The 10,602-nt window shown below is 61.7% G+C and carries 22 protein-coding genes; all 22 read left to right on the top strand.

Annotated elements, in window-relative coordinates:
• Positions 1-83: 83 nt before the first annotated feature.
• Positions 84-401 carry a 30S ribosomal protein S10 gene (rpsJ, locus tag GY769_14475; protein MCP4203124.1) on the top strand — a complete coding sequence of 106 codons (318 nt, stop codon included), beginning with the start codon at positions 84-86 and terminating at the stop codon, positions 399-401.
• A gap of 13 nt (positions 402-414) precedes the next feature.
• Complete coding sequence (gene rplC, locus GY769_14480) at positions 415-1,047, top strand: 50S ribosomal protein L3 (GenBank protein MCP4203125.1); 633 nt, start codon at positions 415-417, stop codon at positions 1,045-1,047.
• Between the two features lie 3 nt (positions 1,048-1,050).
• A complete protein-coding gene (rplD, locus tag GY769_14485) occupies positions 1,051-1,674 on the top strand; it encodes a 50S ribosomal protein L4 (GenBank protein MCP4203126.1) in 624 nt (207 codons plus the stop codon).
• Complete coding sequence (locus GY769_14490; GenBank protein MCP4203127.1) at positions 1,671-1,961, top strand: 50S ribosomal protein L23; 291 nt, start codon at positions 1,671-1,673, stop codon at positions 1,959-1,961. The genes rplD and GY769_14490 overlap by 4 nt, the downstream gene beginning before the upstream one ends.
• A gap of 3 nt (positions 1,962-1,964) precedes the next feature.
• Positions 1,965-2,792 carry a 50S ribosomal protein L2 gene (gene rplB / locus GY769_14495; protein ID MCP4203128.1) on the top strand — a complete coding sequence of 276 codons (828 nt, stop codon included), beginning with the start codon at positions 1,965-1,967 and terminating at the stop codon, positions 2,790-2,792.
• Positions 2,793-2,809: 17 nt separating this feature from the next.
• A complete protein-coding gene (gene rpsS, locus GY769_14500) occupies positions 2,810-3,094 on the top strand; it encodes a 30S ribosomal protein S19 (protein ID MCP4203129.1) in 285 nt (94 codons plus the stop codon).
• Between the two features lie 31 nt (positions 3,095-3,125).
• Positions 3,126-3,485, top strand: coding sequence for a 50S ribosomal protein L22 (gene rplV / locus GY769_14505; protein ID MCP4203130.1), 360 nt, complete (start codon positions 3,126-3,128; stop codon positions 3,483-3,485).
• A 13-nt stretch (positions 3,486-3,498) separates the two neighbouring features.
• Positions 3,499-4,149, top strand: coding sequence for a 30S ribosomal protein S3 (rpsC, locus tag GY769_14510; GenBank protein ID MCP4203131.1), 651 nt, complete (start codon positions 3,499-3,501; stop codon positions 4,147-4,149).
• An 18-nt stretch (positions 4,150-4,167) separates the two neighbouring features.
• Positions 4,168-4,590, top strand: a complete 423-nt coding sequence (rplP, locus tag GY769_14515; protein ID MCP4203132.1) for a 50S ribosomal protein L16 — start codon at positions 4,168-4,170, stop codon at positions 4,588-4,590.
• 12 nt (positions 4,591-4,602) lie between these two features.
• Positions 4,603-4,800, top strand: coding sequence for a 50S ribosomal protein L29 (gene rpmC, locus GY769_14520; protein ID MCP4203133.1), 198 nt, complete (start codon positions 4,603-4,605; stop codon positions 4,798-4,800).
• 23 nt (positions 4,801-4,823) lie between these two features.
• On the top strand, positions 4,824-5,129 hold the full coding sequence (rpsQ, locus tag GY769_14525; protein ID MCP4203134.1) for a 30S ribosomal protein S17: 306 nt from the start codon (positions 4,824-4,826) through the stop codon (positions 5,127-5,129).
• 4 nt (positions 5,130-5,133) lie between these two features.
• A complete protein-coding gene (gene rplN / locus GY769_14530) occupies positions 5,134-5,502 on the top strand; it encodes a 50S ribosomal protein L14 (protein MCP4203135.1) in 369 nt (122 codons plus the stop codon).
• A 16-nt stretch (positions 5,503-5,518) separates the two neighbouring features.
• Complete coding sequence (locus GY769_14535) at positions 5,519-5,842, top strand: 50S ribosomal protein L24 (GenBank protein ID MCP4203136.1); 324 nt, start codon at positions 5,519-5,521, stop codon at positions 5,840-5,842.
• Positions 5,843-5,869: 27 nt separating this feature from the next.
• Positions 5,870-6,460, top strand: coding sequence for a 50S ribosomal protein L5 (gene rplE / locus GY769_14540; protein MCP4203137.1), 591 nt, complete (start codon positions 5,870-5,872; stop codon positions 6,458-6,460).
• 35 nt (positions 6,461-6,495) lie between these two features.
• Complete coding sequence (locus GY769_14545) at positions 6,496-6,681, top strand: type Z 30S ribosomal protein S14 (GenBank protein MCP4203138.1); 186 nt, start codon at positions 6,496-6,498, stop codon at positions 6,679-6,681.
• Between the two features lie 11 nt (positions 6,682-6,692).
• Entirely contained in the window at positions 6,693-7,094 is a 402-nt protein-coding gene (rpsH, locus tag GY769_14550) for a 30S ribosomal protein S8 (GenBank protein MCP4203139.1), read from the top strand.
• A gap of 41 nt (positions 7,095-7,135) precedes the next feature.
• On the top strand, positions 7,136-7,684 hold the full coding sequence (gene rplF, locus GY769_14555; GenBank protein MCP4203140.1) for a 50S ribosomal protein L6: 549 nt from the start codon (positions 7,136-7,138) through the stop codon (positions 7,682-7,684).
• 22 nt (positions 7,685-7,706) lie between these two features.
• The gene (locus GY769_14560; GenBank protein MCP4203141.1) at positions 7,707-8,075 is read left to right on the top strand and encodes a 50S ribosomal protein L18; all 369 of its coding nucleotides are present in this window, start codon (positions 7,707-7,709) and stop codon (positions 8,073-8,075) included.
• Between the two features lie 30 nt (positions 8,076-8,105).
• A complete protein-coding gene (rpsE, locus tag GY769_14565) occupies positions 8,106-8,609 on the top strand; it encodes a 30S ribosomal protein S5 (protein ID MCP4203142.1) in 504 nt (167 codons plus the stop codon).
• 47 nt (positions 8,610-8,656) lie between these two features.
• On the top strand, positions 8,657-8,851 hold the full coding sequence (gene rpmD, locus GY769_14570) for a 50S ribosomal protein L30 (protein ID MCP4203143.1): 195 nt from the start codon (positions 8,657-8,659) through the stop codon (positions 8,849-8,851).
• A gap of 4 nt (positions 8,852-8,855) precedes the next feature.
• Complete coding sequence (gene rplO / locus GY769_14575) at positions 8,856-9,290, top strand: 50S ribosomal protein L15 (GenBank protein MCP4203144.1); 435 nt, start codon at positions 8,856-8,858, stop codon at positions 9,288-9,290.
• Positions 9,290-10,602 (top strand): preprotein translocase subunit SecY (secY, locus tag GY769_14580; protein ID MCP4203145.1); only part of this gene is annotated, 1,313 nt, incomplete at its 3' end. The genes rplO and secY, both read left to right, overlap by 1 nt.

Raw genomic sequence — 10,602 nt, forward strand, 5'->3', positions numbered from 1 at the left:
GATCATAGATTGAGTAGCGCCGTCACCCGTGGGCGGCGTCTGAGCGCCATCGGCGAGCGGCGGCAAATGAAAAGGACTGGTTGATGACAAACGACAAGATTCGAATCCGACTCAAGGCGTTCGACTACCGGATTCTGGATGCGTCCACAACGGAAATCGTCGACACCGCGAGGCGCACCGGCGCCCGCTGCGTCGGGCCGATTCCGCTGCCGACCCACATCTCGCGGTACACCGTCAACCGAGGTCCGCACGTGGACAAGAAGTCTCGCGAGCAGTTCGAGATTCGCACTCACAAGCGCCTCCTGGACATCTTTGATCCAACCAGCCAGACCGTGGATGCGCTGATGAAGCTCGAGCTGCCGGCTGGAGTTGACGTCGAAATCAAGGCTTTCGGGAAGTGATTCAGGAGTTCTCATGATGGAAGGCTTACTGGGCAGAAAGCTCGGCATGACACAGATCTACGCGACCGACGGCCGGGTGGTTCCGGTGACGGTCGTGCAGGCGGGCCCGTGTCTCGTAGTACAGCGACGAACGTCCGAGAACGATGGCTACGAGGCCGTTCAGCTCGGCCTGGTCGACGAGAAAGCTCCGCGCTCGGTGCCGAAGCCGATGCAGGGCCATTTCGGCAAAGCCGGCGTCGCGGCCATGCGCAAACTCGAGGAGTTTCGCATCGAAGGCGAGGAAGAGTACAAGGCGGGCGATCAGGTGAAGGCGTCGATCTTCACCGAAGAGGACTACGTCGACGTTATCGGCACCGCCAAGGGTAAGGGCTTTCAGGGCGTCATGAAGCGCCACGGCTTCGGCGGCGGTGGCGCCACTCACGGCTCGATGTTTCATCGGGCTCCGGGCTCGATCGGCCAGGCCTCGGATCCGTCTCGTGTCTTTCCCGGCATCAAGCTGCCGGGACGGATGGGCGGCAAGCCGGTGACGGTCAAGAACCTGAGGGTGGAGAAGGTGGACGAGGAGAAGAACCTCATTTATCTGCGTGGGTCCGTGCCCGGCCCCCGTAACGGCTACATCTCGATTCGCCGGGCGAAGAAGGGCTGAGCAATGAAGATCGAAGTCAAGAGCCTGGCCAACAAGAAGACCCGGAAGGTCGACGTGCCCGACGAGGTTTTTGCCTACCCGTACAAGGAGCACCTGATCCACACCGCGGTGAGGGCCAATCGGGCGGCCGATCGCTCGGGGACGGCGAAGACCAAGGAGCGCAGCGAGGTCAAGGCATCGAATCGGAAACCCTGGCGCCAGAAGGGCACCGGGCGGGCCCGAGCGGGACGAGCTTCGTCACCGATCTGGAGAGGTGGCGGCACTGTATTTGGCCCGCGGCCGCGGAGCTTCGAGCTCAAACTGTCGATTCGCGAGAAGAAGAACGCGCTCAAGAGCGCGCTTTCGGAGAAGCTGCGCTCGGAGGGCATCATCGTTCTCGACAGCCTGGATCTCGAGACCCACAAGACTGCCGAGCTGGCCAAGCAGCTGAAGACTCTCGGCGTCGAGGGCAAGGCGCTTCTGGTCGACGACTACTTCAACACGAACTTGGGCTTGGCGGCGCGCAACAACCCGCGGCTCAAGGCGGTCGACGCGATGCACCTCACGGTCTACGACGTCGTCGACAAGGAGACGATAGTGGTCAGTCAGAAGGCGCTCGATCGACTGGTGGAGGTGCTTTCGCGATGAGGGTCCAGGACGTCATTCGCCGGCCGCTGATTACCGAGAAGTCGACTCGTCTGAAGGACGACAAGAGCATCGTCGCGTTCGAGGTAGACCGCCGGGCCAACAAGATCGAGATCAAGAAGGCGGTGGAGGCCCAGTTCAAAGTCAAGGTCGCCGAGGTGAGAGTCGCCAACATGCACGGCAAGGTGCGCCGGCAGGGTCGCTTCGTAGGGCGTCAGCCGGACTGGAAAAAGGCCTACGTGAGGCTGGCCGAGGGCGAGAAATCGATCGAGTTCTTCGAGGGCGTTTAACAAATGGCAATGAGAAAATACAAGCCGACCAACCCGGCCAGCCGGTTCGCGACGGTCTCGACCTTTGACGAGGTCACGACCTCCAAGCCGAACAAGAAGCTGACCGAGGGCAAGCCGACCAAGGGCGGCCGCAACAACAAGGGACGTATCTCGGTGCGCTTCCGAGGCGGCGGTCACAAACAGCGCTACCGAGTGGTGGATTTCCGCCGCGACAAGTTCGGGGTGCCCGCGAAAGTGGCGTCGATCGAGTACGACCCGAACCGTTCGGCCCGTATCGCACTGCTCAACTACGCCGATGGAGAAAAGCGATACATCCTGTGGCCCCATGGCGTGAAGCCCGGGACCGAGCTCATGTCGGGTCCCGACGCGCCGATCAATCCCGGCAACGCGCTGCCATTGAGCAACATCCCGGTCGGGACCCTGGTCCACAACATCGAGATGAAAGTCGGTAAGGGCGGCCAGCTCGCGAGAAGCGCCGGAGCCAGCGCCCAGCTCATGGCCCGGGAGGGCGCCTACGCTCTGCTCCGAATGCCTTCCGGCGAGACCAGAAAGATCCACATCAAGTGCATGGCTACGGTCGGTCAGGTCGGCAATCTCGACCACGAGAACCGCAAGTTCGGCAAGGCCGGTCGCAGGCGTTGGCTCGGGCGTCGCCCGCACAACCGTGGCGTCGTCATGAATCCCGTAGATCACCCGATGGGCGGCGGTGAGGGGCGCAGCTCCGGCGGCAGGCATCCCTGCACGCCCTGGGGAGTGCCCACCAAGGGCTACCGGACGCGGCGCAACAAGCGCACCGATCCGATGATCGTTCGTCGCCGGAAGAAGAAATAAGGCTGTAGGGGTAGAAGATGTCGCGTTCGCTCAAGAAGGGTTTTTTCATCGACGACCACCTCAGGAAGAAGGTGGACAGCGCGGTCGAAGGTGGTGACCGTCGAGTTCTCAAGACGTGGTCCCGCCGTTCGACGATCATTCCGGACATGGTGGGATTGACCATCGCCGTGCACAACGGCATGAAGTTCATTCCGGTGTATGTGACCGAGAACATGGTGGGGCACAAGCTCGGCGAGTTCGCGTCGACGCGGACCTTCCGTGGTCACTCGGGCCGGCAGGAAAAAATGGGCCGGCCGCGATAAGGCCCAAGAGAAGCCAAGGGAAGCCAAGACAATGGAAGTAAAAGCTCGACTTCGGTACCTCAGGGCCTCGCCCCAGAAGGTTCGCCTGGTCGCGGATCAGATTCGCGGCAAGGGAGTCCAGGAGGCGACGGATCTGCTGGCGCTGAGCAAGAAATCGGCTGCTCGCGACGTGGGCAAGCTTCTCAAGTCGGCGGTGGCCAACGCCGAGAATCGGGAAGAGGGCGTCGACGTCGATCGTCTGTTCGTCAAAGAGATCTTTGTCGACGGCGGTCCCGTGTTCAAGCGCATTCGACCCCAACCGATGGGCCGGGCCTTCCAGATTCTGAAGCGCCAGAGTCACGTCACCATCAAGCTCGATACCCGTAAGGGCGATCAGGTCGAAGGGAAATAGAAGGAGAGTTTTCGTGGGTCAAAAGACACATCCCTACGGGTTCCGACTCGTCTACAACAAGCCCTGGCACTCGCGCTGGTTCGCGGACAAGGGCTATTCGAAACTCTTGCACGAGGATCTGGATCTTCGCTCCAAGCTCAAGCGGCGTCTCGGCCATGCCGGGGTCAGCGAGATCGACATCGAGCGCGCGGCCGACAAGCTGAGGGTGACGATCTACACCTCGCGTCCCGGCATCATTATCGGTCGCAAGGGAGCCGAGGTAGACAAGCTGCGCGACGACCTGATGAAGCTGATGGGCCGGCCGGTCCACATCAACATCCAGGAGATTTCGCGGCCGGAGCTCGAGGCGCAGTTGGTGGCGGAGAATCTGGCGAACCAACTGTTGCGCCGGATCGCCTTTCGGCGAGCGATGAAGAAGACCATGGAAGCCGCGTTCCGGTTCGGAGCGAAAGGTTTCAAGGTCATGGTGTCGGGGCGCCTGGGCGGCGCCGAGATCGCCCGGACCGAGTGGTATCAGGACGGCCGGTTGCCGCTTCACACCCTGAAGGCCGACATCGACTACGGCTTCGCAGAGGCCCACACCAACTACGGCGTGGTCGGCTGCAAGGTGTGGATCTACAAGGGTGATTTGCTCAGAGAGAAAGGCCGCCGCGCGGCGGTGTAAGCAGGAGGAGTCAACGTCATGTTGATGCCGAAGAAGGTCAAGTTCAGAAAGCAGCAGCGCGGCAAGCGCCGCGGGCGTGCCAAAGGTGGCGACTACATCGCGTTCGGCGACTACGGCCTGCAGGCACTCGAATGCGGCTGGGTCACCGCGCGCCAGATCGAGGCGGCTCGTATCGCGATTGCTCGTGGCGTCAAGCGTGGCGGCAAGATCTGGATTCGTATATTCCCCGACAAACCGATCACCAAGAAGCCGCTCGAAACCCGCATGGGTAAGGGCAAGGGCAGCCCGGAGGAGTGGGTAGCCGTGGTCAAGCCGGGCCGAATCCTGTTCGAGCTCGAGGGGGTCGACACCGAGACCGCAAAGCACGCCATGCTGAGGGCCTCCTACAAGCTTGGCATCAAGACGCGCTACGTGTCACGCGACGAACAGATCGCGAGCTGAGGTAGAAGTGAGATGAAAGCCACCGAACTGAGAGAACACACGGTCGACGAGCTTCGCGAGAAGGAGACCGAGCTGGCTGAGCAGTTGTTTGCGCTCAGGCTGCAGAAGGTCACCGGACAGCTGGATAACCCAACCAAGATGACGACGGTACGCAAAGACATGGCGCGGGTGTTGACTGTTCTGCGCGAGAAGCAATCGGCGAAGACCTGAGAGCTAGAAGAGAGAGACGCAAAATGAACGAGCAAGTCACTGTTGAGAGCACTCAGAGCACCGAACCAGCTGAGCAGGCCGCACGCCGCCAGACCATGGTCGGCAAGGTGGTCAGCAACAAGATGGACAAGACCGTGGTGGTTTCGGTGGGGAAGACGACCGTGCATCGCCTCTACCGTCGCTACCTGAAGCGAACCAGCAAGTACTACGCTCACGACGAGCGCAACGAGTGCGGCGTCGGCGATGTCGTCGAGATCGTCGCCAGCCGACCCATATCGAAACAGAAGCGCTGGCGGGTTCAGCGCGTTGTAGAGCGAGCCGAGGGATAGTCAGATGATCCAGATGGGAACCATCCTCGAGGTGGCAGACAACTCGGGGGCGCGCAAGATCGCCTGCATTCAGTTGCGCGGCGGCTCCTCGGGCAAGGAGGGCGGTCTCGGCGACGTGATCACCGCTTCGGTAAAGGAAGCGACGCCCGAAGGCACCGTTAAGAAGGGGCAGGTGGTCAGAGCGGTGGTGGTCAGAACCCGGCGCGCCCACCGGCGCAAGGACGGGACCTACATTCGCTTCGACAACAACTCGGCGGTGCTGATCAACGAGACCGGCGAGCCGATCGGTACGCGTGTATTTGGACCGGTGGCGCGGGAGCTGCGCGAAAAGCGGTTCATGAAGATCATTTCTCTGGCACCAGAGGTTATCTAGACAGGCGACAGCGACCATGCAGAAACTCAAGATCAAGAAGAACGACGAAGTGTTGGTGGTCCTCGGCAAGGATCGCGGCGTCAAGGGCAAGGTGCTGCGCATCTTTCCGTCCAAGGGCACCGCGATCGTCGAGCGCGTCAACATGGTCAAGAAGCACACGCGGGCCAATCCTCAGAAGCAGGTCCAGGGGGGAATCCTCGAACGGGAGGGGCCCATCGGCGTTTCCAAGCTCATGCTGGTGTGCCCGGAATGCGGCAAACCGACCCGAGTGGGACGCAAGAGGCTCGAGGATGGCAGCGGCGCCAGGGTATGCCGGCGCTGTGGGGCCACTTTCAACTAAGGGCTGCAACCAGGGACAGAAACGACGATGGCAAAGGCAAAGAAGAGCAACGGCAAAGAGGCCTACGTACCGCGCTTGAAGAAGCGGTACCAGGACGAGGTCATGTCCGATCTCCAGAAGGAGTTCGGCATCGAGAATGTCATGGCGGTTCCGCGGATCGAGAAGATCGTGCTCAACATCGGGCTCGGCGAGGCGACTCAGAACGTCAAGATCCTGGACGACGCGGCGGAAGAGCTGACCCAGATCGCCGGGCAGCGCGCGGTGATCACCCGGGCCCGGAAGTCGATCGCGGCGTTCAAGCTGCGCGAGGGCATGCCGATCGGCGCGCGAGTGACTCTGCGCGGCAGCCGGATGTGGGACTTCCTGGATCGGTTGATCTCGGTTGCCCTGCCGCGCGTGCGCGACTTTCGCGGAGTCTCGGACCGCGCCTTCGACGGTCGCGGCAACTACACTCTGGGCGTCAGAGATCACCTGATCTTCGCCGATCTCGACTACAACAGAGTGGCTCTCAACAAGGGGCTCAACGTGACGATCGTCACGAGCGCCGAACACGACGAGCAAGCGCTTCATCTGCTTCGGGGGCTGGGAATGCCCTTCCGGCGCCGAGAAGCCAGCTAAGGCCCAGCTCAAGGATACCCAGGGAGATACCAGACGTGGCAACGACGGCAAAGATGGCGCAGATGAGGAAGAAGCCCAAGCACGCGGTGAAGGTGAGGAACCGTTGCCAGCGGTGCGGGCGTCCGCGTGGATATATGAGGAAGTTCGGTCTGTGCAGGATCTGCTTCCGCAACCTCGCGCTTCAGGGCTACCTGCCCGGCGTGATCAAGGCGAGTTGGTAGGAGTTGACAAGATGACGATGACCGATCCGATTTCGGATCTCCTGACCAGGATCCGCAACGCCCTCATGGTGAACCACGACCAGCTCACGGTTCCGGGTTCGAATCTGAAGCTAGAGGTCTGCCGAATCCTCAAAGAGCAAGGCTACATCGAGGAGTACACCGAGGAAGGTGACGATCCGATCAGCAGGCAGATACGCATCATTCTCAAGTACGGTGACGACGGCGCGCCGGCGATTCGTCGCATGCAGCGCGTCAGCAAGCCCGGGCGGCGGGTCTACTGTGGCGCCGACGATTTGAAGCCGGCACTCAACGGCCTCGGCGTCGGCATCGTGTCGACTTCGAAAGGGCTGCTGACCGACAGCCAGGCCCGCGATCAACGCGTCGGTGGCGAAGTTCTGTGCGAGATCTGGTAGGCCGGAGCTAGGCGGAGCAAGCCCGAGCAAGGAGAACGAAGATGTCTCGAGTAGGTAGAAACCCGATTCCGATCCCCAAGGGGACCAAGATCAAGATGGAAGATCGGCTCTTCACGGCCGAAGGGCCGAAGGGCACGGTGTCTCAGGAGATCCTGCCGCGAATCGAGGTCGAGATCGGTGATACCGAGGTGCTGCTCAAGCGCGTTGGCGAGAGCCGCGACGATCGGGCCAAGCACGGGCTCATGCGCGCGCTGGTAGCCAATGCGGTCACCGGGGCCCACGAGGGCTTCAGCAAGGTCCTCGAGATCAACGGCGTCGGGTATCGGGCGGAGGTCCAGGGCAAGACCCTCAACCTGTCGCTGGGCTTCTCGCATCAGATCGAGTTTTCGATTCCCGAAGGCATCGAGATCGAAGTGGACAAGAATAACAAGCTCACGGTGCGCGGGGCGCGCAAGCAGCAGGTGGGGCAGGTGGCCGCCGAGATTCGGGCCCTGCGCAAACCGGAGCCGTACAAGGGCAAGGGTATCAAGTACGCCGACGAAGTGATCCGACGCAAGGTCGGTAAAGCCGGTGTCGGCAGCGGCGGCTAGAGGCGCTTTTAAGGAGCATCAGGTGGACAGAGCAAGACGAAAGAGAGACCAGCGCCAGCGGGCCCACAAGCGCGTGCGGCGATCCGTCAGTGGGACCTCCGAGCGCCCGCGCCTGGCGGTGTTCAAGAGCTTGAAGTACACCTACGCCCAGGTGATCGACGATCTCAAGGGCGAGACGATGGCTCAGGCGAGCTCGGCCGAGAAGGACATCCAGAAAGCCGCCAAAGACGGCAAGAAGGTGGACGCGGCTCGGCTGGTCGGCGAGACGATCGCCGAAAGAGCGAAGAAAGTGGGCGTGGAGCAGGTCGTATTCGATCGCGGTGGCTACATCTACCACGGACGGGTGCGGCAGGTGGCGGAGGGTGCGCGTAAGAAGGGACTGCAGTTCTGAGCGGCGTGGCCGCTCGAGGAGAGGATCAGCTTGGCTAGAAATTTCGAAAGAGAGACCGAGTTCTTCGAACAGGTAATTCACATCAACCGCGTGACCAAGGTGGTCAAGGGCGGTAAGAATTTCTCGTTTTCCGCTCTGGTTGTCATCGGTGACGGCAGTGGTCGGGTCGGATACGGCTCGGGCAAGGCCAAGGAAGTGCCGAGCGCAATCCGCAAGGGAGTGGAGATCGCCAAGAAGAACCTGGTTCGTGTTCCGATGGAAGACACCTCGATCCCACACGAGTCGCTCGGGGTCTTCGGTTCCAGCCGGGTGCTCTTGAAGCCGGCATCTCAGGGTACCGGCGTGATCGCCGGTGGCGCCGTTCGGGCGGTGGTGGAGAGCGCGGGTATTCAGGACATTCTGACCAAGTCGATCGGTTCTAAGAACCCGCAGAACGTGGTCAAGGCCACGATGGTCGCGCTGTCGCAGCTGCGCCGGCGTGACGAAGTGTTCCGGGCGCGTGGCGTCGAGCAGCCCTCGAGCGGTCAGGCCTAGCCCCTTAGCGAGCGAACAGGACGAACAAGGCGAAAAAGACCAAGACCATGGCAAAGAAGAAGACCAAGACACTGAAGATTCGACAGACTCGCAGTCCGATCGGACGGCCCCCACGCCAGCACGAGGTGCTGCGCAGCTTGGGTCTGCGCCGGATTCGTCACGTCGTCGAACGCGAAGACTCTCCCGCGGTGCGCGGAATGGTCGCCAAGATTCCTCATTTGGCAGAGATCGTCGAGGACTAGAGCTATGAAACTGCATGATCTGTCACCGGCCGCAGGGAGCCGGCATTCCCCCAAGCGGGTCGGGCGCGGCCCGGGCTCGGGCAAAGGCAAGACCTCGGGACGGGGCCACAACGGCCAGAAGTCGCGTTCCGGTTACAGCCGGCGACGAGGCTTCGAGGGTGGCCAGATGCCTTTGGTGCGACGCGTTCCCAAGCGCGGCTTCACCAACATCTTCCGCAGGGAGTACGCCGTGGTCAATCTCGCGGGCCTGGAGGGCTTCGAGGGCGACGTGACCGTCGAGGCGCTGACGGAGAAGGGCCTGGTGCGCAAGGGCGCTCTGATCAAGATTCTCGGCACGGGCGACGTCTCCAAGGCGCTCAACATTCAGGCTCACAAGTTCAGCAAGACCGCTCGAGCCAAGATCGAGGCCGCGGGCGGCAAGTGTGAGGTCGTCGGCTAGTGATCGATAGTTTTCGCAACCTCTTCGCGATCCCGGATCTGCGCAAGCGGCTGATCTTCACATTCGGCTTGCTCGCGGTGTACCGGGTGGGATGCAACATCCCGACGGCCGGGATCGACCCGCAGGCCCTGCTGGAGTTCATGGAGGCCGCCAAAGGCACCCTGCTGGGGATGGTGAACACCTTCACCGGCGGCAGCCTCGAGCGCGTTGCCGTCTTCGCGTTGGGCATCATGCCGTACATCACCGCCTCCATCGTGTTGCAGCTGCTGACGGTGGTCTGGCCGTATCTCGAGAAGCTCTCGAAAGAAGGCGAGCTCGGGCGGCGCAAGATCACTCAGTACACGCGCTACCTGACGATGGTCATCTCGATCATCCAGTCGACGGGTATCGCGGTCTGGATCGAGCGTGTGACGACACCCGGCGGTGCGGCCCTGGTGCCGGATCCGGGGTGGGGCTTCAGGATAATGACCGTCCTGACCCTGACTACGGGCACGGCGTTTGTCATGTGGCTGGGTGAGCAGATCACCGAGCGTGGCATCGGCAACGGCATCTCGCTGATCATCTTCGGAGGCATCATCGTCGGCCTGCCGGGAGCCGTAGTCAACACGATCGAGAGCGTTCAGAACGGTAGTCTGAGCGCTTTCATGGTTCTCTTTCTGATCGCTTTCATGCTGGTGGTGGTCGCGTTCATCGTCTTCATGGAGCGCGGCCAGCGCCGTATTCCGGTGCAGTACGCCAAGCGCGTTGTCGGGCGCCGGGTCTACGGTGGTCAGAACACCTATCTGCCGCTTCGAGTCAACACCGGCGGCGTGATTCCGGTGATCTTCGCGAGCTCGGTCGTCATGATCCCCTCGACGATCGCGGGAATGTTCCAGAACGAGTGGCTGCAGAACATCTCCAACTATCTGGCCTGGGGCCAGCCGTTGCACTACCTGCTCTATGTAGTGGCCATCATCTTCTTCTCCTACTTCTACGTTTCGATCATCTTCAACCCGGCAGATACCGCCGAGAACATGCGCAAGTACGGTGGTTTCATCCCCGGGATTCGCTCCGGGAAGAAGACCTCGGAGTACATCGATCGGATTCTGACCCGTTTGACTCTGGTCGGCGCGGTCTACCTGGCTGCCGTGTCGGTGCTGCCGGAGTTCCTCCTCAGCGGCATCAACGTGGCCGGGCTACCCTTTGTGGGTGATACGTTGGATGGCAACCTGCCGACCTGGGTTACGCAGGGCATGGGCATCAACTTCTACTTCGGTGGCACCTCGCTGCTGATCGTCGTCGGCGTGGCCATGGACTTCGTCCAGCAACTCGA

The organism is bacterium (assembly GCA_024224155.1).
Lineage (GTDB): Bacteria > Acidobacteriota > Thermoanaerobaculia > Multivoradales > JAHEKO01 > CALZIK01.